Here is a 22,868-nt window from a genome sequence, read left to right as displayed (position 1 = left end):
CAGAACCGTCGACATACCCCAACAAAACCAAATCATCGGCCCGTCAGGGAGGCGGCTATCTAGTAAACCACCAAAACTCAGTCAACCCAGCTTCTTAAAGCCTTTTCACGCCAGACGCCGGAAGAACCGGAAACCTTGCGAAAATCGGGTCGCCCCTCAGCCAGTTCGCCGCCAGCAAACCCAAGCGTTCCAAAGGACTGCTTCAAGTTCGTCCCGGCGGCGACCCGTCCGAGGAGGCGGCTGTCTAGGCCCCCCGCCCGGGGGAGTCAACAGCGCGCATGACACTTCGGTGAAGTTCCTCCGAAACGGGCTCTCCCCAGCCCCGCACGCCGGCGCGGCATATCTTGTGGAAAGCCCCCTCGCGTCATTAAAGGAACCGGACTGGAGACAAACCATGCTGTCGCAAAAGGCCCGCTACGCCCTCCGCGCCCTGGTCGAACTCGCGCGTGTCGAGGGCGAACAGGTGACGTCCGGCGAACTGGCTATCCGGGCCGATGCGCCGCGCAAGTTCCTGGAGGCGATCCTGCTGGAGCTCGCCCGCAACCGCATCGTCGTCAGCCGTCGCGGCAAGTTCGGCGGCTACACCCTGGCCCGCCCGCCTCTGGAGATCAGTTTCGCCGAGGTCATCCGGGTCATCGACGGCCCGCTGGCCCTGGCGCCCTGCGTCAGCCGCCTGTCGTTCCGCAAGTGCGACGACTGCCCCGACCTGGCCACCTGCGCCCTGCGCGAAGCCTTGCTCCGGGCGCGCGACGCCACCTCCGAGGTGCTCGAAGGCTACAGCCTGGCCGACGCGGCGAACTCCGGCGGCGCCGAGGTGTTCGGCGGTCTCTAGATCGCTCCCCTCTTCGCGCCTAGCTTAATGCGCTTCGAGCCATGCAGGACAATCGGCGCGCCGCGGTCGGCCGTCTCCACTCACGCTCAACTCCAGCGTCACAATGAGCCGACAGCCTCTCACAACCACGCTGGGATCAAGAACAAGAAGAGAACCTCTGTCGGCCGCCCAGCGCAGCCGCGCGTTCAGCCGGTGGCGATATAGGCCTTCAAGGTATCGGCCTCGGCCTCGACCTCGCTGATCTTCCACTTCACCAGGTCACCGATCGACACGATGCCCACCAGCCGCTCATCCACGCACACGGGCAGGTGGCGCACGCGCCGGTCGGTCATGCGGGTCAGCAGGAAGTCGATGCTCTCCGTCGGGTCGGCGAAGATCACGTCATGGGTCATGAAGGAGGTCACCGGCTTGGAGAGCGCCCCGGCCCCCTCCTCCGCCAGGGCGCGGACGAGGTCGCGTTCGGAAACGATGCCCACCACCCGGTCGTTGTCGAGCACCACCATGGCCCCGACCCGCCGCGAATGCAGGAGCGCGCAGGCTGCGCCCACCGTCTCCGCCGGGCCGACCGTAAACACCAGATCGCCCTTGGCCTTGAGGATTTGAGACACCAGCATCGCGACGTTCTCCCTGTCAGCTAGGAGAAAGCGTCGCTCAGACTGTGTTTGAAATCAATGTTCTCGCGAAAACGTCAGACTTCGCGCGAAGCGGTCAGACCGTCGCCGGGCGCGCCGCGCGCCCGAACAGCCCGACCAGCAGCAGGCCGGCTACATAGCCGAAGATGTGCGCCTCCCAGGCCACCCCCGCATTGCCGAGCCCTGGCGCGAACCCCACCACCGCCAGCAGCAGGTTCACCGCGATCCAGCCGATCGACATGCTGATGACCGTTGGATGCAGGAAGGGGCCGGGCCTGCCATGGCCGCCCATCAGCCGGGTCGCCCCGCCCACCAGGCCCGAAACCGCCCCCGAGGCACCGACCATCAGCGCCGTGCTCTGCGGGTTGGAAAGGCCATAGCCCAGGCTCGCGAGCCCTCCGCACAGCAGGTAGAAGACCACGAACACCAGCACCCCGCGCGGCCCCAGGCCGAAATAGCGGGCCACCGGCGTGCCGAACGCCAGGGCCGCGCCGGCGTTCATCAAGGCGTGCGCCCAGCTTCCATGCAGGAAGATCGCCGTGAACAGGGTCGGCCAGCGGCCGTCGCCCAGCGCCGCCGGCGAAAAGGCGAACGCCCGCAGCAGCAGGCCCTGCGGCGCAAGCGTCTGGAGGAAGTAACCGACCACGATCACCAGGGTGACGGCCACCGCCGGCCAGGGCGCATTGAAGATCGGCTGCCGGGACTCGTCGTTCAAATCGCTTCTCCAGAACTCGCAAGACCAGCGTTCGTTTGGATGATCGCTCTTAACCAAATCGCGAGGGTCTCGCCGCTAGATACATGCAGGCTCGGCCGGCCCTTGTGCAATGTCCGGCGGCGCCGTCGTCAAACTTCGGGGTGGGATTCCCAGGAACCGTCATGGCCGCAGCTTCATTCGCCGCACGGATCTGGTGCGCCCTGGCCGCCGGCGCCTGCGCCTTGCCCGCCGCGGCCCACGGCCAGACCATGCGGGCCAATTCCGCGGATTTCAACGCCGGCTACGGCCGCCGCGCCGGTTCGGAAAACCATCCCGTGGAGATCTCGACCCGCGACGCCAACGGCAACCGCGTCATCGTCGACGGGATCATCCAAAGCGGCGAGGACCAGTCGACCTTCGCCTTCGGCTCGGGGGCGGGCGAATCCTATTCGGGCGTCGGCTCCCTGGGCGGGAGCGCAAGCGCCATCGGCAACAGCCTCGTGGTGGTGACCCAAGGTTCCTACAACACGGTCATCGTCAATTCGAACCAGATCAACAATGGCAATGTCTCGGCCGGGACGAACCTGAACGGAGGCGTCGCTCCCAATGGTCAATAGCAGGCTCGCCCGCACCGTCGCCCTGCTGGCGGCGACAGCTCTTTCCCTGTCGGCCTGCGCGACGCCCGTCGCCGGGCCCAGCGGCAATTATGCGCGCAGCATCGGCACCGCGCCGGTCACCGCCAACCCCACGCCCTATTCCGACGCCTTGGTCTGCATGGCCGGCTTTGCGCGCAACACCCGCCTGGTCGCTCCGCGCATCGCCATCGGCCGCATCGCCGACTACACGGGCAAGTCCGAATCCGACGGCTCGGGCCGCAAGATCACCCAGGGCGCCTCGCTGATGGCCATGTCGGCCTTCGCCAAGGCGGGCATGCCGCTGGTCGAACGCTTCGACACCTCGGTTTCCGAACTGGAATTGAAGTACGCCAACAACAAACTGATCTCCGACACGCCCAATCCGGCCCCGAACCAGGCGGCCGACTATCGGCGCATCCTGGCCGGCCAGGTGCCCGGTTCGGACTTCTACGTCGCCGGCGGGATCACCGAGCTCAACTACAACATCCGCTCGTCGGGCTTCGACGTCGCCGCCGGCGACGTAGACGCCAAGGACCCGAAGGGCTCGTTCCGCGGCCGCCTGTTCGTCATGAACATCGGCCTCGACCTTCGCCTCATCAACACCCGCACGCTCGAGGTGGTGGACGTCATCTCCTACCAGAAGCAGGTGATCGGCCGCGAGGTCGGGGCCGGCTTCTTCGACTTCCTCAACGGCAACGTGTTCGACATCTCGGCCGGCGCCGGGGCGCTGGAACCGATGCAGCTCGCCGTCCGCAGCCTGGTGGAGCGCGCCGTGGTCGAGATGACGGCCAACCTCTACGGCATGCCCGGCCCGCAATCCTGCCTGGCCTCCGATCCCCTGGGCGCCGGCACGGTGGGCCTCACCGGCGGCTATGTGCCGGCGTACAACAACCTGGGTACGAACAATGGTCAGACGCGCGCAGATCCTTCTCGCTGGAACGCTCGTCGCGATTCTGCCGTGCGGGGCCGCTACTAGCCAGACCCCGCCCAGCGCGGTCCTCAACGAGCAGGTCCAGCTCGGCGACGTCTTCAGCCAGCAGACCTTGAACGTGGTCGAGGTCAGCGACTTCACCGATGGCGGCTCGAACGCCAGCGGCGCCGCCTTCACCGCCACGCTCGACCGCAACGACGGCGACATGCGCTCCTATCAGGAGACCCAGGGCCAGGTCGTCGCCGACACCCGCCTGAACGTCTCCGTCAATTCCGGCCAGACCACGACCCTGACGACCAAGGCCGCCGGCGCCTACGGCTATGCCAACGTCTATGGCGCGACCATGACCGGGGTCTACACCCAGGCGACCGGCCCGACCTCCGTCACAGCCCACAGCCATGTGGAGGCGCCCGACGCCCAGACCGGCGCGGTCGCCAGCCAGGTGCAGGCCAGCGGCGCGAGCCAGGTCGTCGGCCTCCAGTACGGCTCGGCCGGGGTGCGCACCAGCCAGTCCAACGCCGCGAGCGTCACCTCCGATGGCGGCGGCGTCTATGGCTACGTCCCCGGCGCGGCCAGCTTCACCGCCGTCAGCGCCGGCGCCGACGTCGCCCTGACCGGAACGAACGGCTCGGCCGCCCGGATGATCTCCGACCAGAACAACACCGGCCCGCTCACCCAGGCCGCGCAATTCACCGCTTTCGGCAACGTCCAGCAGGCGACCACCGGCGCCACGGCCGCCGGCGCCAGCATCAACGCCGTCAACGAGGGTTCGCTGCTCGATGTCACCGGCCGGCAGGCCAACCAGGCCTATGTCCGCGCCCAGGCGTCGTCGGCCGCCTACCAGTACGGCGCGGCCAGCGTCTCGGCCTATGGCGTCGGGGCCGCCATCGTCGCCGGCGACATCGGCGGAGAACTGCTGCTCGACACCTATCAGACCAACGGCGGCGACGGGGTCGAGGCCCTGGCCCGTTTCGACGGAACCGAGGGCTATGACGCTCAGGCCAGCGCGACGGCCTACGGCAACGAGGTCACAGGCTACGCCTGCGCCGATTGCCAAGGCCGGATCGACATCAGCAACGGCCAGGTGAACAACACCGATGTCGGCGCCCAGAGCGTCGTCAACGTGCAGTCGGGGCGCTCGGTGCGCGGCGTGGCCTCGGCCGTCGGCAATTCGGCCACCTACTACGTCAGCCGTCCTTCCGGCCAATAGGCGCCGCAGAGCGCCGCAACCGCGCCTTGCGAAGGCCACGCTGGCCTGCGCATGGTGCGCAGATTAAGCGATCCTGGACCCTGCCCTTTTGATGCGACGTTTTTTCAGCGCGGCCTCCGCGCTCGCCATCGCCCTGGCCATCCCCGTCACCGCCACCAGCCTTTCCCTGCCCAAGCTCGGCTTCGGCAAGGAAACGCCCGCCCCGGCGGTCGCCCAGCTCCTTAAGCCCGGCGAGTGGGCCCAGGCGCATTCCGACGTCGCGCCCGACCCGTCCATCCGTTTCGGCGCCCTGCCGAATGGCATGCGCTATGCGATCCGCAAGCAGTCGATCCCGCCGGGCCAGGCGGCCGTGCGCATGCGCATCGGCGCCGGCTCGCTGATGGAGACCGACGCCCAGCAAGGCCTCGCCCACTTCCTCGAGCACATGGCCTTCAACGGCTCCAAGGCGGTGCCCGAAGGCGAGATGGTCAAGATTCTCGAGCGCCTGGGCCTGGCCTTCGGCGCCGACACCAACGCCTCGACCAATTTCAACGAGACCATCTACAAGCTCGACCTGCCGCGCACCGATGACGAGACCGTCGACACCGCCCTGATGCTGATGCGCGAGGCGGCCGGGAACCTGACCCTCGACCAGGGCGCCATCGATCGCGAGCGGGGCGTGGTGCTGTCGGAGGAGCGCGCCCGCGACACCCCGCCCTACCGCGTCTACAAGGAACGGCTGGACTTCTTCCTGAAGGGCCAGCGGCCGCCGACCCGCTATCCCATCGGCAAGGTGGAGGTGCTGCAGACCGCCCAGGCCGGCGAATTCACGGACTTCTACAATCGCTACTATCGGCCCGAGCAGGCGGCCGTCGTCGTTGTCGGCGACTTCGACCTCGACGCCATGGAAGCCAAGATCAAGGCCAGGTTCGGCGACTGGACGCCGGTCGGTCCGGCCGGGCCGCCGCCCGCCCTGGGGACAGTCGAACAGCGCAAGCCCGAAGCCAGGCTGGTGGTGGAGCCGGGGGCGCCGCTCTCGATGCAGCTTGCCTGGGTCCGCGCCCCGGACCTGCAGCCCGACACCGTCGCCAAACGCAAGCAGGACCTGATCGAGCAACTTGGCTTCTCGGTCGTCAATCGCCGGATGCAGCGCCTGGCCCGCGGCGCCGAGCCGCCGTTCCTCGGCGCCGGGGTCTTCAAGACCAACGAGTACGACGCCGCCGAGACCATGCTGGCCGTGGTGAACGCCGAGCCCGGGCGCTGGCGCCAAGCGATCGAGGCCGTCGAGCAGGAGCAGCGCCGCGCCGTCCAGTACGGCGTCCGCCAGGACGAACTCGACCGCGAGATCGTCGAGTATCGCGCCAGCCTGAAGGCCGACGCCGCCGGCGCGGCCACCCGCACTCCCGCCCGGCTCGCCGGCGAGATCGTCGCCTCGCTGGGCGAGCGCGAAGTCGTGACCGATCCGGCCCAGGACCTCGCCCTCTTCGAGGAGACGGTGAAGGCGCTGAAGCCTGAACAGGTCTCCGCCGCCCTTCGCGCCGCCTTCAAGGGCGAAGGGCCGCTGCTGTTCGTCGCCTCTCCCAAGCCCATCGAGGGCGGCGAAGCGGCCCTGCTGTCGGCGCTGGAGGCCTCGCGCAAGGTCGCCGTCTCCGAGCCGTCCGCGGCCGCCGAGGCCACCTGGCCCTACACCTCGTTCGGCGGCGCCGGAAAGGTGGTCGAGACCAAGGATGCGCCCGACTTCGACACGACCTTCGTGCGCTTCGACAACGGCGTGCGCCTGACGGTCAAGCCGACCCGCTTCAAGGACGACGAGATCCTCGTGCGGGTGAATGTCGGCGACGGGCGCCTCGACCTCGCCAAGAGCGGCCAGAACGTCAACTGGCAGTCGGCGGCCTATGTCGAAGGCGGCCTCAAGCAGATCAGCGCCGAGGACATGGAGCGCGTGCTCGCCAGCCGCGTCTACGGCGCCCAGTTCGGCATCGCCGACGACGCCTTCGTCTTCACCGGCTCCACGCGCCCCGAAGACCTGGACACCCAGCTCCAGGTGCTGACCGCCTATGTCGCCGAGCCGGGCTGGCGGCCCGAGGCCTTCAAGCGCCTGCAGGGCGCGCGGCGCACGGCGCACGACCAGTACGAGGCCACCGATTCGGGCGTCCTCTCACGGGATCTCGCCAGCCTGATGCACCCCGGCGACCAGCGCTGGGTCTTCCCTTCGCGCGAGCAGATCGCCAGCGCCAAACTGGAGGACTTCAGGACCGCCATCGAGCCGGCCCTCTCCAAGGGCCCGATCGAGGTGGTGATCGTCGGCGACACCACCGTCGAAAAGGCGATCGATGCGGTGGCCCGCACCTTCGGCGCCCTGCCCGTCCGCGCCGAGACCGAGATCCCTGCCGCCCAGCGGGAGGTCGGCTTCCCCGCCGCCAACGCCACGCCGCTGGTCCTCACCCACAAGGGCCGCGCCGACCAGTCGATCGGCTACATCGCCTGGCGCACCAACGACTTCTTCGCCAACCCCCAGCGCGCCCGCGACACCGCCGTGATGGGCGAGGTGCTGGAACTGCGGCTCATCGAGGAACTGCGCGAAGGCCAGGGCGCGACCTACTCGCCCAGCGTCGTCTACAACCACAGCCTGGTCTGGCCCGCCTGGGGCTATGTCTCGGCCAGCGTCGAGATTCCCCCTGCCGGCCTGCCCGCCTTCTTCACCGACGTGAAGAAGATCGCCGCCGACCTCCGAGACAAGGAGATCAGCGCCGACGAACTGGCCCGCGCCAAGAAACCGCGCCTGGAGCAGATCGCCAAAGCCCGCGAGACCAACGGCTACTGGCTGAACGAGCTCTCCGGTGCCCAGTCCGATCCGCGCCGCCTGGACGCCACCCGCGCCCTGATCTCCGGCACCGAGCGCGTCACCGCGCAAGACGTGCGCCGCGCCGCCCAGGCCGTCCTGCGCGACGACAACATGTGGATGCTCGAAATCCGCCCCGAAGCGGGCAAATAACCCCCGGCCGGCGCGGCATAGGGTCATATGGTCGCGTCGGCGCGTTCGGGGTCTAACTTCACCTTGCGAACCCGCGGCTCCGTCGCGGGACTGGAACGGCAGTCGGGGGGCCTCGCCCGTATCAGCGACCCCGTCGCTTAAGGCGCTGTCTCGTCGGAGCAGGCTCCCGTGGGACTTGGAGAGCGCCCTAAAGCCAAAGCGCCTTAATAAACGTACCCGCCGACGCCGCCGTCCAGGCTCATGCTGGTCGCGACCGCTTCGGCGCTGCGCTCTTCTTCCTCGCGATAGGCGGTGTAGCGCTCGACCTCGGTCAGGGTCAGGATCTTCACCCCCGCGCCGAACCGGCGCAGCAGCGAGCGTTCGTTGCAGTCGCGGGCCGGCGCCTGGCGGCGGCATTCCACCTTGCCGTCGCGGCCGTGATAGAGCGCGTCGTCCTTGCCGCAGGCCAAGGTCTTGCCGCCGGAAAAGTCGATCCTGCCGTCGAAGTCGGCGATGGTCGCCTGCAGCCGGGTTCCGGCGATGCAGCGATAGAGTTCCCCCTCATAGGCCGCATCGATCTCGCGGTCGGGGCGCACCTGCGAGGCCGGGTGCGGAATCTGCCGCGCATCGACGCAGACCGCCTGGATGACCACCTTGCGCGTGCGCATGCGGCTGGCCTCATAGGCCACCTTCTTCATTCGCCGGGCGTCGACATTGAGCTGGACGACGCCGGTCGAGATCGGCGGCGAATAGCCGCCGCCATAACCACCGCCGCCATAGTAGACGGTCGCGCCCGCCCCGGCTCCGGCGCCGGCCCGCGCTCCGGCCGCGGCCCCGGCGACCGCGATGTTCACGTTGGAGACATTGACGTTCACGCTCGGCGTCGTCGGCGTGCAGCACGGCGGCGGGGGAGGCGGCGGAGGCGGAGGCGGCGGCGTGCAGCAGGGCGGCGTCGGCGGCTCGCAGCACACCGGCGGCGGCTCGGGCGGCGCGCAGCACTGGGCCGCCGCCACGCTCGGCGCGGCGCTGGCCGCCATCGCCAGTCCAAGCCCGACCAGCAGGCCCTTCAGGGTCGTACGCGTCATTCGGGTCGGCCCTCCATAGGCCAGCCTGCCGCGCAGGGCGGCGCATCGTTGAGGGCAGTAAAGCTTATGGGTTTTAAGATTGTCTGAGCCTCGGACGTCCCGATCCGGCACAGACCCGTCCTGGCGCCGATCTTTCTGCAAGCCCCATGCGGTCGCCCTCGGCCGTCCCGGAGGTCTTGCGATGTTTCACTCGAACACGCAGCACATGATCGACTACTGGCGCGGCAAGAGCGGCCTGGCCGGCGCGCCCGCCCGCGCGGCCATAGATCCCACGGAATTCGCACGCCTTGCGCCCCAGGCGCTGATGCTCGGCCGCGGCGCGGCGGGGGTCTATCCTGTCCGGCTCGCCGGCGGCCTGGTCTGCGACCTGCATCGCCGCGACCTGCGCGGGGTGAACTTCATGGCCATGGTCGCCGAACGCGGCCGATTCGACCTCCAGACCGCCCTGGAGACCGCCCGTCGCCGCCCCGAACCGATCGTCGCGGAAATCACCGCCGTCACAGGCGAATCAGCCCTCGATCTGGAGCTGTTCCTCGCCCCCCTCGCCGCGCGCGCCGGGTCGCCGGAGCGCTTCCTCGGACTCTATCAGCCGCTGTCGCTGGTCTCGCGCCTTGAGGATGCGGCGGTCGCCGAACTGCACGTCCGGGCCATTCACGGCGTCGGTCCGGCCAACGAGGAAACCCACCGCCTGCGCCTGGCTACGCTCGACGGCCGGCGCGTCGCCTAGAGCGCGTTAGGGCGAAGTGTAAGCGGTTCGCCCGCCCGAACGCGCTCTACAGGCTTGATTTAGAGCCCTTTTCAACGGGTTTGGTGATTCCACCAAACCCTAAAGGGCTCTAGGACGGCGCTCAGCCGCCGCTGTCAGAGCGCCTCTTCGGCGTCATCGAGCAGCCGGCTGATCGCCTCTTCGGCCCGCACCCGCGCATTGGCCGCCCGAAAGAGCTGGGCCTGCTGCTGGAAGGCCAGGCTGACTCCCACCAGTTCGAACACCAGTTGCCGGCAATAGTCGGCCGGCGCCGGCCCGCCCCTGGGCAGGTCTGCGGCCACGCGGGCCAAGGTGTCGTGCCAGGCGCTCTGCGACTCGACCAGGCGGTTGCGCACCGCGCCGGGCGGGCGATCGTCGAACTCCTGGGCGGTCACCGCGAAGATGCAGCCGCGCATGTCCGGCTCGCCCTCGACCCAGTCGAACCAGCGCCGCACCAGCGCCTCCATCCGCGGCCGCCCACGCGCCTGCGCCAGGCTGGGTTCGATCACCCGCAGGCGGAAGCGCTCGATGGCTTCCTCCAGCACGGCCAGTTGCAGCGCTTCCTTCGACTTGAAGTGCGCGAACAGCCCACTCTTCGACAGCTCCAGGCTGTCGGCCAGCGGGCCGAGCGACAGGCCTTCCAGCCCGAGCGCGACGGCCTGCTCCAAGGCCCGGCCGACAATGGCCTCACGTGTAGCGGCGCCTTTTCTCATGCGCCGCTTTTAGCACGACCGGTCGTTTCCAACAACGTCAGGCGGCGGACGCGGCGTCCAGCGCCGCGAGATCCTCCGGCGACAGGGTCAGCCGGGCCGATCCCATCAGCTCCTCGAGCTGGGCCGTGCTGGTGGCCGAGGCGATCGGCCCGGTCAGGCCCGGCTGGGCCATCACCCAGGCCAGGGCGATCTGCGCCGGCGTCGCGCCCTTGGCCGTCGACACCTGGTCCAGCGCCGCCAGGATGCGCATGCCGCGCGCATCCATCATCCGCTTCACCCCACGGCCGCGCGGGCTTTTGTCCAGGTCGGCCTCGGTGCGGTACTTGCCGGTCAGGAAGCCCGAGGCCAGGCCGTAATAAGGGATCACCCCGACCTCGTTCTCGATGCAGACCTGCTGCAGCTCGGCCTCGAACCCGGCGCGGTCATAGAGATTGTACTGCGGTTGCTCGCTGTTGTAGCGCGCCAGCCCCTTCGCCTGGCTGACCGCCAGCGCCGATTCCAACCGCTCGGGCGTGAAGTTCGACGACCCGATGGCCCGCACCTTGCCGGCCTTCACCAGCGCCTCGAACGCCTCGGCGGTTTCCTCCTGCGGGGTGTCGGGATCATCGCGGTGCGACTGATAGAGGTCGATATGGTCGGTCTGCAGCCGCTTCAGCGAGGCCTCGACGGCTTCGACCATGTACTTGGCCGAGAGGCCCTTCATGCCCTCGCCCATTTCCGCGCCGAACTTGGTGGCCAGCACCACCTTGTCGCGCTTGTTCCCTTGAGCCAGCCACTTGCCGATCACCGTCTCCGACGCCCCGCCGCCGGCCGGCGTCCAGCGCGCATAGACGTCGGCCGTGTCGACCATGTTGAAGCCGCCGTCCACGAAGGCGTCGAGAATGGCGAACGACGCCCCCTCGTCCGCCGTCCACCCGAACACGTTGCCGCCAAGCACCAGTGGCGCAACCTTCAGATCGGACTTGCCCAGCCTACGCAGCTCCATCGTCGCCTCCATGAATAAGCATCAGAACGAATTGGAAAAAAGAACGTCTCACTTCAAATCCCTCCCCTCCTGGGAAAGGTAGATCACACACGGCCCCGATCTGATCCTTCTCCCCTGGCGGGGTCGGATGAGGGGGCGGCGCGAGCCGCTTTTGATAGACCACGAACCACACGAACCACACCAACGGGCCGGCGCTGTCATGTTCGTGTGGTTCGTGTGGTTCGTGGTTCCCATCTGGAGGGCGTCGGGGCCATGCCCCTCATCCGTCGGGCTTCGCCTGCCACCTTCTCCCGCAAGGGAGAAGGAAAGCCGTCCTATTCCATAGGCGATAGTCGTCCCCGGAGGCGAGCAAATCGCCTTCCCTAAGCCGCCTTCGCCCCATCCTCGTAGACCGGCGCATCCTCGGGCGCGAGCGCGGCGCGGCCGCGGATCACGTCCGAGATCTTCTCGGCGATCATGATGGTCGGGGCGTTGGTGTTGCCGCCGACCAGGGTCGGCATGACCGAGGCGTCGACGACCCGCAGGCCTTCGATCCCGCGGACCTTCAGCTCGCCGTCGACCACCGCCATCTCGTCGCCGTCCGCGCCCATCTTGCAGGTGCCGACCGGGTGATAGATCGTCTCGGCGTGCTTGCGGATCCACGCGTCGATCTGCTCGTCGCTCGCAACGTCCTTGCCGGGGAACAGCTCCTGCGTCCGATAGGGGTCCAGCGCCGACTGCTCGGCCACCCTGCGCATCATCTTCACGCCCTCGCGCAGGGCGCGGCGGTCTTCCTCGGTCGCCAGGTAGTTGGCCAGGATCGCCGGATCGTCCAGCGGATTGGCCGACCGCAGCCCGATCCGCCCGCGGCTCTCGGGCCGCAGCTGGCAGATGTGGAAGGTGAAGCCGTCCTTCGGCACCGCCACCTTGCCGTGGTCCTGCATGATCGCCGCGACCGTGTGCACCTGCAGGTCGGGGCGGTCGAGGTCTGGCCGCGACTTCAGGAACGCGCCCGATTCCAGGAACTGCTGGCGGCCCAGCCCCTTGCCGAAGAAGGCGTAGTTCATGCCGATGGCCAGGGTCTTGATCAGCCCCTTGCGCAGCGAGTGGGCGGTGATCGGCTGCGGGCACTCCCACGACATGCAGACGTCCAGATGGTCCTGCAGGTTGGCGCCGACGCCCTTCAGCGCCTTCACCACCGGAATGCCGAACTTCGCCAACTCCTCGGGGTCGCCGATCCCCGACAGCAGCAGGATCTGCGGCGACTGCACCGCTCCGGCGCTCAGCAGCACCTCCTTGTCGGCGTGCACGACGCTCTTCTGGCCGCTCTTGGCGTCGATGTACTCGACCCCGACCGCCCGGCCGCCCTCGATGACGATCCTGCTGGTCCGCGCGCCGGTGATGCAGGTCAGGTTCGCGCGCGACAGCGCCGGGTGCAGATAGCCGCGCGCCGCGCTCCAGCGCTGGCCGTCATGGATGGTCAGCTGGTACGGCCCCCAACCTTCCTGCTGGAAGCCGTTGAAATCGCTGGTCACCTTGAAGCCGGCCTGGCGCCCGGCCTCGACCGTCGCCGAAAAGATCGGGTTCGGGGTGGAGGCCTTGGAGACCTTCAGCGGCCCCTGCCCGCCGTGCCAGGCGTCGCCGCCGCCTTCCAGGCTTTCCGAGCGCTTGAAATAGGGCAGCACGTCCCGGTACGACCAGCCCTGCAGCCCCATCTGGCGCCACTGGTCGTAGTCGCGGGCGTGGCCGCGGATATAGATCATGCCGTTGATCGAGGACGAGCCGCCCCAGCCCTTGCCGCGCGGCCACCACAGCTTGCGGTCCTCCAGGTTCGGCTCGGCGTCCGTCCAGAAGCCCCAGTTGTACGTCCCGGCCTTGCCGATCAGCGAGCCGACCCCGGCCGGCATCTTCACCAGGATGGAGTTGTCCTTGCCGCCCGCCTCCAGCAGCAGGACTTTCACGTTCGGATCCTCCGTCAGCCGGTTGGCGAGCACGCATCCTGCGGACCCCGCGCCGATGATGACGTAGTCGTAGCGATCCATGGCGTTCCGTCCCTGAACACTGTTAAGTTAGGCGCAACCCTACTCAAGCTCGGCGCGGAAACAAGGCGGCGGATCGCGCATTTTTCGCCGCGCCCCAGACCCTTTCCGGTTCGGGCGGAAACACCTGGACCGGATCAAAAGGTCCTATCTTCAAAAGTTTGGCGCGTGACGGGCGCGTCAGCCGGCTTCCACTTGAAACCGTCACGCTCCAAGAGCATCGCCCACCTCGGCAGATGCCGCCTCCAGCGAAAAAATCTCTGAATTCAACGAGTCCTGGCCGAAATCCGATTCGATCGCAAAGGACGCCTTGCCGATGCGATCATTTCGCGGGTAGGCGAATTGTGGTCGGCCATGACAATCTGGCGGCCGTAGTCTCCCTTCGGGTCCGAATGTCTCAGATGAGCGCCGATCAGATGGCCGCCGCCGGCTCGGGAGGGGATGGCCGGTCCCTGCGCGCCGAACTGGCCGCCGCCCTCGTCGTCGGCGGCGCGGCCGCCGCCGCGGCCCTCATCGGGATCTTCCTGCGGCCGTCCGGCGACCTCAGCGCGTTCTGGCCCGCCAACGCGGTCCTGCTCGGCCTGCTGATCCGCCACCCCCGGCTGGCCAAGGCCGGCGGCTGGATCGCCGCCGCGCTCGCCCTCGTCGCCGCCGACGTCCTGACCGGCAGCAGCTGGAACAAGTCGGCGATGCTGTCGATCTGCAATCTCGGCGGCATCGGCCTTGGCTATGTGCTGTCGATGCGGCTGACGCCCCGCGACCGGCTGCTCCAGCGGCCCGCCTCGCTGGTCGCGGTGATGCTGATCATCCTGGCCGCCTCGCTGCTGACCAGCCTGCTCGGCGCCATGACCACCGTCTTCCTGTTCCACGGCGGCCTTGCCCACGGCTTCTTCGTCTGGCTGGCGGCCGAACTCGCCAACTATATCGTCATCCTCCCCATCGTCCTGACCTTCCCCGGCCCCGCAGCCGTGCGCCGGAGGCTGGAGAGGCTGCGCGCCAGCCCGCCCCGCCTGGGCGACACCGCCCCCCTGCTCAGCTACCTGGCCTGCCTGGCCATGGTGCCGATCGTCGGCGGCCCGGGCGCCCTGGCCTTTCCCGTTCCCAGCCTGCTGTGGTGCGCCCTCACCTACGGGCTGGCCGCCTCGTCGGTCCTGACCCTCTCGTTCGCGATCTCGACCCTGGTGGCCCTGTCGATCACCACCCAGGGCATGAACCACCTCAGCAGCCTCGACCTCCTGTCGCTGCGGCTCGGGGTGATGCTGGTCGCCCTCGCCCCCATCGCGGTCGCCAGCGCCATGGCCGAGCGCAACGAGCTGCTGGCCCAGGCCCAGGCCGCCCGCAAGGCGGCCGAAGAGGCGATGGCCGCCCGCACCCTGCTGCTCGCCACCATGGCGCACGAACTGCGCTCGCCCCTGACCGCCGTCGTCGGCTTCTCCGGCATGATGGCCAAGCAGAGCCTAGGGCCGGTCGGCCACCCCAAATATCTCGACTACGCCCAGACCATCGAAATGGCCGGTTCCCACCTCAACGACTTGGTCAGCGACCTGCTCGACACCGCCCGCGTCGAGGCCGGCAAGTTCGAGCTCAGCCTGGCCAGCGCCTCCAGCCGCAAGTTCGTGGAACAGTCGCTGCGCCTGGTCCGCGGCCTGGCCGTCGACGGCAGCGTCAGCCTGATCGTCGCGCCCGGCGACTGGCCAGAGGTCCACGCCGACCCCCGCGCGATCAAGCAGGTGCTGATCAACCTGCTCTCCAACGCCGTGAAGTTCTCTCCGCCCGGCGGCGTCGTGGAGATTTCGGGCCGTGTCGACCAGGACCGCCTGGTCATCCAGGTCAGCGACAACGGCCCCGGCATCGCACCCGAAGACCTGCCCCAGCTCGGCCGCCCCTACGCCCAGGTCCAGGGCGAGGAGACGCGCCGGCGCGGCTGGGGCCTGGGCCTCATGTTGTCGGGCGAACTGGTCGCCATGCACGGCGGCGTCCTGCGCCTGGAAAGCAACCCCGGCGCCGGCGCCACCGCCATCTTCGACCTGCCGCTGGCCTAACGGGCGGCCCGGGACGGCCCGCCCATCGGCGCCAAACTGCAACCCCGGCCGTTTTACCTGCCGATCTGCAAACGCTGCCGAAAAGGCCAATACTCAACTCGACTTGCCCCTCGCCGACCGGCTCTGCACTCGCAAACCCTTAGACTTGCCCCGCCCCTCGCCGCCGCCTGATCGTCGCGGGCGCCCCAAGCCAACGCCCAGGCAGGTTGATGAAGACGTCACCGCCCCAGCGACCGGCCGCCAGCAGCCCGCCCCGCCAGAACCAACGCCCCGATCGGCAGGTTGGCCTATCGGCACGTGACAACTCCGCTGAATGTGGATCGCCCCGCGCCCCTGCCTGATGTTATGTTGGGGCTATGCGGATAGCTCTTCTTTGCTCAACGGCGGCTATTGTCGCCATCGTCGCCTTGGCGGGCTTCCAAGGCATTGGCTCCACCACGTTGGCCGCTGCGGCAGGCCGCGATGTTTCAGGTCTGACGCGCGTTAGCAATTCGGATGAGCTAGCAACGGCTTTGCGTGGAGCCAGGGCCGGCGACGTCATCGAAACGGCTCCCGGCGTCTACGCCAATATCACCATCAAGAATCGCGCGTTCGACAAGCCTGTTACTATACGCGGTCCCGGTACGCTCAACGATCTGTACGTAGAAGCCTCGAGAGGGCTCATCTTCAGCGACCTGACATTTCAGGCTCAAAGCGGCCTGCCGAACCAGTTCAGGGTTTCCAACTCCAGCGAAATTCGTTTTCGCAGCATAAAATTCATCGGACCCAAGGGAGTGGAGTCGCGGCAGAAGATCGGTGGCCTTCTTGTTCGGGGCAGTAGGGCCATCTCCGTGCGCAACTCGGAATTTTCCGACCTGGTGTTCGGGCTCTCCCTGCTCGACAACGACAACGTCGAAGTATCCGGCAATAATTTCCACGACTTGGTGACCGATGGCGTGCGTGGTGGCGGGGTTTCAAATCTCGTAATCAGCGACAATCACTTCACCGACTTCTACCCCGCACCGGGCGACCATCCCGATGGAATCCAGTTGTGGACCACCAACACAACCACCACCGCCCAGAACATCACTATTGCCCGAAACAGCATTGTTCGAGGAAGTGGCAGAAAAGTACAGGGCATCTTCCTTAGAGATACCCACGATCAATTGCCATTTCATAACGTCACGATCAGAGACAACATCGTCCTAGGCGGACTTTATAACGGCATAACGGTTGACGGCGGAAAGAACGTCATCATTTCGCACAACAAGGTCCTTGGCTATCCCGATATGAAGTCTTGGATACGAACCGAAAATATCGAAGATGGCGACATCAGCGACAATGTCGCTCAGCACTACATACGCCTCGGCGTCCAATCTCGCGTCAAAGAACAGAAAAACGCCACCCAACCCGCGGCAGAAGATAAAGGCGTCAAGGCGCTGAAACTCTGGCGCCAGTCGCTCGCCACTGCCCCCGCCCCTTAGTCAGGCCGGGATGGAACTCTCTATGCAAGATGTGGGGCATTGGCGGACTGTCGCGAACGGCGGGTTTGTCGCACAGCTCCCCCGATCAGCCCAAAGCCAATAATCATCGACACCCATGTCGCCGCCTCGGGAACTGCTGAGAAGTCGCCAATTGTCAGCGTTACCGAATAAGGACCGTCAAAATTCTTGACGCGGAAGGTTCCATCGAAGCTCCCCCACTGCGGAAAATAGTGTGAACTGCAGTCACCCGACGTCGTCGGTCCGCAGGGACGATCGAAACCACGTGGCGTGCTTAGGACGGCGGACATCAGATCGCCACCCGCAGAGGTCACACAACCGCTACTGAGGTCGCAATCATAGGCCATCAGGTATTCGTTCCCCCAGATACCGCCCACATCGTCATCCCACCAAGTCTTCCGCTCTTCGACATAACCACTAAAGACGGCGTCGATGACATCGAAACCGCTGAACGTCAGTTTAGCGGTCGCGCGACGCCCTTCCGGCGGCCAGTCAAACGTCCCCGAAACATAGACCTCGCCGTCAGCGCCAGGTGCTGAAAGCGAGAGATCGACGACTTGAGCTGCAAGCGCCGGCATCGCCAGCAACGATACCACGCCCCCGGCAAAGACTGCGCACCACATCAGTAGCTTCATCTCAAGCCTCCCTATTTGAGTAACTTTCCGTGCTCGCCCGGCACAGTCAATCTTCTCGACGCAACCGCCCCATGGTTAGGCCCTAACGCCCCTTCCAGTTGGGCGCGCGCTTTTGGGCGAAGGCCATCGGGCCCTCGACGAAGTCCTCGGACTTGAAGAGCGCGGCCACGGCCGGATAGCGGGCCTGGCCCTTGATCGCCGCCTCCAGGGTCGGCTCGTCCAGGCCCTTGTAGACCGCCTCCTTCGAGGCGCGGATCGACATCGGCGACAGCTCGCAGATCTGCGCGGCCCAGCGCTTGGCGGCCGCCATCAGCTCTTCCGGCGCCACGACTTCGTTCACGAATCCAAGCGCTTGGCCTTCAGCGGCCGAGACCCGGCGGCCGGTCAGGATCATGCCCAGGGCCTGCTTCTGGCCGATCATCCGCGGCAGGCGGTGCAGGCCGCCGGCCAGGGCCGCCAGCCCGACCCGCGGCTCCGGCAGGGCGAAGGTGGCTTTTTCCGAAGCGATGATCAGGTCGCAGGCCAGGGCGATCTCGAAGCCGCCGCCCATGGCCACGCCGTTGACCGCCGCGATCAGCGGCTTGGTCAGGTCGAAGCGCGAGGTCAGACCCGCGAAGCCCGAGGGCGGGCTGCCCATCTTGCCGCCGCCCGCCTGGTGCTTCAGGTCGTTGCCGGCCGAGAACGCCCGGTCCCCGGCCCCGGTCACGACGCCGACCCACTGGTCGGGGTCGGCGGCGAAGGCGTCGAAGGCCTCGTGCAGCTCGAAATGGGCCGGCGAATGCAGGGCGTTCATCACCTCCGGGCGGTTGAGGGTGAAGATGGTGACCGGCCCCTCGCGGTCGACGCGGATGAACTCGTAGGCCATCGGCGGCCCTCCCTGCTGCTTTTCCGGCGCCCAGGCTCGCCGGGGCGCCGCCACGTCCGTCAAGCGGTCGGGCGCAGGCCCGCGCGATAGCGTTTCCAGTTCTGGACGTAGTGCATCGCCCCGGCGCTCATCGCCCGCGCCTGGTCTTCCGAAAGCTCGCGCACCACCTTGCCCGGCGCGCCCATGACCAGCGAATTGTCAGGGATTTCCTTGCCTTCGGTGATCAGGCAGTTGGCCCCGATCAGGCAGTTGCGGCCGATCTTGGCCCCGTTCAGCACGACCGAGCCGATCCCGATCAACGAGCCGTCGCCGATCGTGCAGCCGTGCAGCATGACCATATGCCCGACCGTGACATTGGATCCGATGGTCAGCGGATAGCCGGTGTCGGTGTGCAGGACGCTGCCGTCCTGGACGTTCGAGTTCTCGCCCACGGTGATCGGGTCGTTGTCGCCACGAAGTGTCGCACCAAACCACACCGAAGCGTTCTTCTTGAGAATCACCCGCCCCACAACTGCAGCGTTAGGCGCAATCCAGTATTCGTCCTCGGAAGGCAGATCCGGAGCCACATCGCCCAAGTTATAGACACTCATCCGTACACCTCGTTTATTGCACTCGCCGCGGCATTTAATAATTCGTCAACCAAGTTAGCATCATTCTAGTGATGCGATTCGAGAGGGCGACAGCCTTCGCGCATCTCGCCGCGAGTCGGCGTTCGGTTCGCGGCCTGCGTTTTTTGGGCGGGGTACAAGGTGTCGCGTCTGCTACGGCGGGGTTGCCCGCCCGGATCATCGAGCGAAGGCGGGCCTCCGGGCCGCAGCGTGCGACGTCGCCGTTCCAATACAATTCCGATCCATCCTCGAGGGCGGGCCGTTTCGGCCTCGCCCTTTTTTCTTGCCCCTATGGAGGCCTAGATGACCAAGCGAGCTCTGAAGCGACAACTGCGCGAAGGCGCGTTCGACGCCGCCCAGTTCGACGACGACGCCAAGATTCGGCGCCTGCCGGTGGAACGCGCCTGGTCTCCGCTGCCCCATCACACCAACGACGACCGCGACCAGGGATATCTGAAGACCATAAAAGCCAGGTCCCCAGGCCAGCAGGCGCTGATGGACGCCATCGACGCCAAGAATCTCGTCATGGCGCTGGGGCCGGCCGGCACCGGCAAGACCTACCTGGCCATCGCCAAGGCGGTGGAGGCGCTGGAGGCCGGCCGCGTCGGGCGAATCGTGCTCTCGCGCCCGGCGGTCGAGGCCGGCGAATCCATCGGCTTCCTGCCGGGCGAGATGGAGGACAAGCTGGCGCCCTATCTGCGCCCGCTCTACGACGCGCTCTCCGACCGGCTGTCGATGAAGCGGGTCCGCGCGCTGATGCAGGAAGGCGCCATCGAGATCGCGCCCGTCGGCTTCATGCGCGGCCGCACCCTCAACAACGCCTTCGTGGTGATCGACGAGGCGCAGAACTGCACCTACGGCCAGCTCAAGATGCTGCTGACCCGGCTTGGCTGGCACTCGACCATGGTGGTGACCGGCGACCCGGCCCAGTCGGACCTGCTGCCCGAGCTGTCGGGCCTCGGCCTCGTCGCCGAGAAGTTCGAGGCGGTCTCCAACATCGCCGTCATCCGCCTGCAGGACGCCGACATCGTCCGCCACCCGCTGGTGGCCGAAATGCTCGGAGTGCTCTGAGGGCCGCTTAGGGCCAGAACGCGAGAAGCCCCGGCCGATGGCCGGGGCTTCCTTCGTTTCAGCGGAACGACCGGCGGCCAGCGTCGCCGACCTTCCGAATCGTCGGCAGGACGTTGTCAACGGCGCCGGCGGGATGCGATCGCAAGCCGCCGGCTATCCGCCTACGGCAGGTCTTCGGCCAGGATCGCCATTTCAAACATGAAGGAGCCGTCGCCGTCTTCGTCCTCGAAGACCACGCCGATGAATTCCTCGCCGATATAGACCTCGGCCGAATCCTTTTGCTTGGGCCGCGGCGCCAGCGTGATCCGCGCGTTGGCGAAGGTGCCCCGCAGGTGACCTTCGAGGCGGCGGATAGTCTTTTCGTCCAGCACGCTGGGCTCCTTCGTCGATTTCGGCGCGAACCTAGGCGTTTTGGCGCGCGCCGCAAAGCGCCGCGTCGGAAAAAGCTGGGGACGCGGCCGCCGCGCCCGCTAGTCTCGGGGACGGAAGAGATCGGGAGCAGCGCATGGCCGACATCGCCTTGGGCGTCATCGAGGGCTATTACGGCAAGCCTTGGTCGTGGGAGGCGCGGCGCGGCGTCGTCGATCGCCTGGCGCCGCACGGCTACGGCTTCTTCCTCTATGCGCCGAAGAACGATCCCTTCCTGCGCCGCCGCTGGCAGGAAGCCCATCCGCCCGAGACCGCCGCGGAACTGCGCGCCTTCTCGGCCTTCTGCCGCAACCGCGGCGTCCGCTTCGGCGTCGGCCTCAGCCCCTACGAGATCTATCGCGATTTCGGCAAGCAGACCCAGACGGCGCTGGCCGCCAAGTTGGCCGAACTGGACGGCCTGGGCCTCGACGACCTGGCCATCCTGTTCGACGACATGCGCGGCGACCTGCCCGATCTGGCCGCCAGCCAGGCGCGGATCGTTCACTGGATCGCCGAGCGCGCCAGCGCCACGCGCGTCATCGTCTGCCCCTCCTACTATACCGACGATCCCATCCTCGACCGGGTGTTCGGCCAGCGTCCCGACAACTACCTGGAAGACCTCGGCGCCCTGCTCGACCCGGCCATCGAAGTCTTCTGGACCGGCGAGGAGGTCTGCTCGCGCGAGTTCAGCCCGGGGCACCTGCGCCGCGTCGAGCGCCAACTGCGGCGCAAGCCGTTCCTGTGGGACAACTATCCGGTCAACGACGGGCCGCTGATGTCGCCGTTCCTGCATGTGCGGGGCTTCACGGGCCGGCCCGCGGCCATCGCGCCGCACGTCGCCGCCCATGCGGTGAACCCGGCCCTGCAGCCGACGCTCTCGCAGATTCCGGCCATCACCCTGGCCGAGAGCTATATGCGCGGCGAGGACTACGAGTACGGCCAGGCGTTCCTGCGGGCGGCGCGCGAGGTGCTGGGCGAGGACCTGGCCCAGGCGGTGCTGCGCAACACGACCCAGTTCCAGGGCTTCGGCCGCGATCGGCTGACGCAAGAGAACGTGAGCCGGATGCGGGCGCGCTACGAACGCTTCGACCATCCGGCGGCGCGGGAGATCCTCGACTGGCTGGACGGCGCCTACGACATCAGTCTGGCCGAGATCGAAGCGACTTGAGCCGGGTCCCGCGCGCGCCTAGGCTGGCGTCCGCAAGCATGCGGAAAGACCGAAAGACCCCTCCAGTGGCCGGCTGAGCCTCCCGATCGTCGCCTTCGACCGCGCCGCGCCCCGGCGCGTGGGATCGTTCCTGCCAAGGAGCCGCCGCATGGCGTTCTTCCGCAACACCACCGTCAATCTGCTGAACCTGCACTACGGCGTCCACGCCCTGGCGCTCAGCGGCGGCGGCGCGTTCTTCGCCGCGTTCCTGCTCAAGGCCGGCGTTCCGGCGCATGGCGTGCTGACCGCCATGGCCGCGATCCTGATGGGCCGTTTCGTGATCCGTCCGGCGATCCTGCCGCTGGGGCGGCGTTTCGGCCTGAAGCCGCTGGTCATCGCCGGCACGATCGTCACCGCCCTGCAGTATCCGATCCTGGCCGAGGTGCAGGGCGTCGGCTGGCCGCTGTTCCTGCTCTGCGCGGTCTCCTCGGTGGGCGACACCTTCTACTGGACCGCCTACCACGCCTATTTCGCCTCGCTGGGCGACGCCGAGCACCGCGGCCACCAGATCAGCGTGCGCGAGGCGGCCTCGGCCATGGTCGGCGTCGCCGCGCCGCTGCTGACCGGCTGGGCGCTGGTCACGCTGGGCCCCCGGTTCGCCTTCGGCGCCACCTGCGTCGTGCTGATGCTGTCGGCCGCGCCCCTGCTGTGGACGCCCAACGTCCGGGTCGCGCAGGAGGCGCCCGACGCGCTGAAGGCCGCCATCCCGGGGATGCTGCTGTTCCTGGCCGACGGCTGGACGGCCATGGGCTACGTCTTCGTCTGGCAGATCGCGCTGTTCATGTCCCTGAAGGAGAGCTTCACCGCCTTTGGCGGCGCCATGGCGCTGGCGGCTGTCGTCGGCGCGGTCAGCGGCCTGGTGCTGGGGCGCTTCATCGACGCCGGGCATGGGCGGCGCGCGGTCTGGCTGGCCTGCGGGGTGATGGCCGCGACGATCCTGGCGCGGGCCTGGGCCTATCGGCACCCGGCCACGGCGATCCTGGCCAATGCGGCGGGCGCGGTGGTGGTGGCGCTCTACACCCCGACCATGATGACCGCCGTCTACAACCTCTCGAAGCGCTCGCCCTGCCCGCTGCGCTTCCACATCGCCGCGGAAGGCGGCTGGGACGTCGGCGGGG

General features: G+C 67.6%; 21 protein-coding genes. 11 read left to right on the top strand and 10 right to left on the bottom strand.

The window, feature by feature from the left end; translation table 11 throughout:
* Positions 1-394: 394 nt before the first annotated feature.
* Entirely contained in the window at positions 395-832 is a 438-nt protein-coding gene (locus ACE3TL_RS11315; RefSeq protein ID WP_374578791.1) for an Rrf2 family transcriptional regulator, read from the top strand.
* Between the two features lie 185 nt (positions 833-1,017).
* On the opposite strand, the gene ACE3TL_RS11310 is transcribed toward ACE3TL_RS11315, so the two are convergent.
* A complete protein-coding gene (locus ACE3TL_RS11310) occupies positions 1,018-1,446 on the bottom strand; it encodes a CBS domain-containing protein (RefSeq protein WP_374578790.1) in 429 nt (142 codons plus the stop codon).
* A gap of 94 nt (positions 1,447-1,540) precedes the next feature.
* Entirely contained in the window at positions 1,541-2,179 is a 639-nt protein-coding gene (locus ACE3TL_RS11305) for a rhomboid family intramembrane serine protease (RefSeq protein WP_374578789.1), read from the bottom strand.
* A gap of 161 nt (positions 2,180-2,340) precedes the next feature.
* Here ACE3TL_RS11305 and hfaA point away from each other — a divergent pair, with 161 nt between their 5' ends.
* The 4 genes from hfaA to ACE3TL_RS11285 all read left to right on the top strand — a co-directional run bounded on the left by hfaA (position 2,341) and on the right by ACE3TL_RS11285 (position 7,908).
* Complete coding sequence (hfaA, locus tag ACE3TL_RS11300; protein ID WP_374578788.1) at positions 2,341-2,775, top strand: holdfast anchoring protein HfaA; 435 nt, start codon at positions 2,341-2,343, stop codon at positions 2,773-2,775.
* Entirely contained in the window at positions 2,765-3,769 is a 1,005-nt protein-coding gene (hfaB, locus tag ACE3TL_RS11295; protein WP_374578787.1) for a holdfast anchoring protein HfaB, read from the top strand. The genes hfaA and hfaB overlap by 11 nt, the downstream gene beginning before the upstream one ends.
* Positions 3,699-4,934 carry a holdfast anchor protein HfaD gene (gene hfaD, locus ACE3TL_RS11290; protein ID WP_374578786.1) on the top strand — a complete coding sequence of 412 codons (1,236 nt, stop codon included), beginning with the start codon at positions 3,699-3,701 and terminating at the stop codon, positions 4,932-4,934. Before hfaB ends, hfaD begins: the two co-directional genes overlap by 71 nt.
* Before the next feature lie 91 nt (positions 4,935-5,025).
* A complete protein-coding gene (locus ACE3TL_RS11285; RefSeq protein WP_374578785.1) occupies positions 5,026-7,908 on the top strand; it encodes a M16 family metallopeptidase in 2,883 nt (960 codons plus the stop codon).
* 203 nt (positions 7,909-8,111) lie between these two features.
* Here the strand turns inward: ACE3TL_RS11285 and ACE3TL_RS11280 are convergent, their stop codons facing one another.
* The gene (locus ACE3TL_RS11280) at positions 8,112-8,972 is read right to left on the bottom strand and encodes a hypothetical protein (RefSeq protein WP_374578784.1); all 861 of its coding nucleotides are present in this window, start codon (positions 8,970-8,972) and stop codon (positions 8,112-8,114) included.
* Between the two features lie 181 nt (positions 8,973-9,153).
* Here ACE3TL_RS11280 and ACE3TL_RS11275 point away from each other — a divergent pair, with 181 nt between their 5' ends.
* Entirely contained in the window at positions 9,154-9,699 is a 546-nt protein-coding gene (locus ACE3TL_RS11275) for a PAS domain-containing protein (protein ID WP_374578783.1), read from the top strand.
* 134 nt (positions 9,700-9,833) lie between these two features.
* Here the strand turns inward: ACE3TL_RS11275 and ACE3TL_RS11270 are convergent, their stop codons facing one another.
* From ACE3TL_RS11270 to ACE3TL_RS11260, 3 genes are all read right to left on the bottom strand, one after another.
* Positions 9,834-10,430 (bottom strand): TetR/AcrR family transcriptional regulator, encoded by a 597-nt coding sequence (locus ACE3TL_RS11270; RefSeq protein ID WP_374578782.1) that lies wholly within the window; start codon positions 10,428-10,430, stop codon positions 9,834-9,836.
* 37 nt (positions 10,431-10,467) lie between these two features.
* Positions 10,468-11,415 (bottom strand): aldo/keto reductase, encoded by a 948-nt coding sequence (locus tag ACE3TL_RS11265; RefSeq protein WP_374578781.1) that lies wholly within the window; start codon positions 11,413-11,415, stop codon positions 10,468-10,470.
* Between the two features lie 362 nt (positions 11,416-11,777).
* Positions 11,778-13,436, bottom strand: coding sequence for a choline dehydrogenase (locus tag ACE3TL_RS11260; protein WP_374578780.1), 1,659 nt, complete (start codon positions 13,434-13,436; stop codon positions 11,778-11,780).
* A 398-nt stretch (positions 13,437-13,834) separates the two neighbouring features.
* Between ACE3TL_RS11260 and ACE3TL_RS11255 the strand changes: the two genes are divergently transcribed.
* Positions 13,835-15,475, top strand: a complete 1,641-nt coding sequence (locus tag ACE3TL_RS11255) for an ATP-binding protein (RefSeq protein WP_374578779.1) — start codon at positions 13,835-13,837, stop codon at positions 15,473-15,475.
* 356 nt (positions 15,476-15,831) lie between these two features.
* The gene (locus ACE3TL_RS11250; protein WP_374578778.1) at positions 15,832-16,938 is read left to right on the top strand and encodes a right-handed parallel beta-helix repeat-containing protein; all 1,107 of its coding nucleotides are present in this window, start codon (positions 15,832-15,834) and stop codon (positions 16,936-16,938) included.
* Between the two features lie 20 nt (positions 16,939-16,958).
* On the opposite strand, the gene ACE3TL_RS11245 is transcribed toward ACE3TL_RS11250, so the two are convergent.
* The 3 genes from ACE3TL_RS11245 to ACE3TL_RS11235 all read right to left on the bottom strand — a co-directional run bounded on the left by ACE3TL_RS11245 (position 16,959) and on the right by ACE3TL_RS11235 (position 19,046).
* Complete coding sequence (locus ACE3TL_RS11245) at positions 16,959-17,591, bottom strand: PEPxxWA-CTERM sorting domain-containing protein (RefSeq protein ID WP_374578777.1); 633 nt, start codon at positions 17,589-17,591, stop codon at positions 16,959-16,961.
* Between the two features lie 82 nt (positions 17,592-17,673).
* Positions 17,674-18,456: an enoyl-CoA hydratase-related protein gene (locus ACE3TL_RS11240; RefSeq protein WP_374578776.1), complete on the bottom strand. Its 783-nt coding sequence runs from the start codon at positions 18,454-18,456 to the stop codon at positions 17,674-17,676.
* A 59-nt stretch (positions 18,457-18,515) separates the two neighbouring features.
* Positions 18,516-19,046 carry a gamma carbonic anhydrase family protein gene (locus ACE3TL_RS11235; RefSeq protein ID WP_374578775.1) on the bottom strand — a complete coding sequence of 177 codons (531 nt, stop codon included), beginning with the start codon at positions 19,044-19,046 and terminating at the stop codon, positions 18,516-18,518.
* A 321-nt stretch (positions 19,047-19,367) separates the two neighbouring features.
* Here ACE3TL_RS11235 and ACE3TL_RS11230 point away from each other — a divergent pair, with 321 nt between their 5' ends.
* A complete protein-coding gene (locus ACE3TL_RS11230; protein ID WP_374578774.1) occupies positions 19,368-20,135 on the top strand; it encodes a PhoH family protein in 768 nt (255 codons plus the stop codon).
* A 161-nt stretch (positions 20,136-20,296) separates the two neighbouring features.
* Here ACE3TL_RS11230 and ACE3TL_RS11225 read toward each other — a convergent pair whose 3' ends face one another.
* Positions 20,297-20,503, bottom strand: a complete 207-nt coding sequence (locus ACE3TL_RS11225) for a DUF3126 family protein (RefSeq protein WP_374578792.1) — start codon at positions 20,501-20,503, stop codon at positions 20,297-20,299.
* 137 nt (positions 20,504-20,640) lie between these two features.
* Between ACE3TL_RS11225 and ACE3TL_RS11220 the strand changes: the two genes are divergently transcribed.
* Entirely contained in the window at positions 20,641-21,711 is a 1,071-nt protein-coding gene (locus ACE3TL_RS11220) for a beta-N-acetylglucosaminidase domain-containing protein (RefSeq protein ID WP_374578773.1), read from the top strand.
* Positions 21,712-21,859: 148 nt separating this feature from the next.
* Positions 21,860-22,868, top strand: a 1,009-nt coding sequence (locus ACE3TL_RS11215; RefSeq protein WP_374578772.1) for an MFS transporter, incomplete at its 3' end; no start/stop codon positions are given.

This window comes from Phenylobacterium sp. (assembly GCF_041920015.1).
GTDB lineage: Bacteria > Pseudomonadota > Alphaproteobacteria > Caulobacterales > Caulobacteraceae > Phenylobacterium.
Note: the sequence above shows the minus strand (reverse complement) of the source record. Positions and strands in the feature narration are given on the sequence as shown.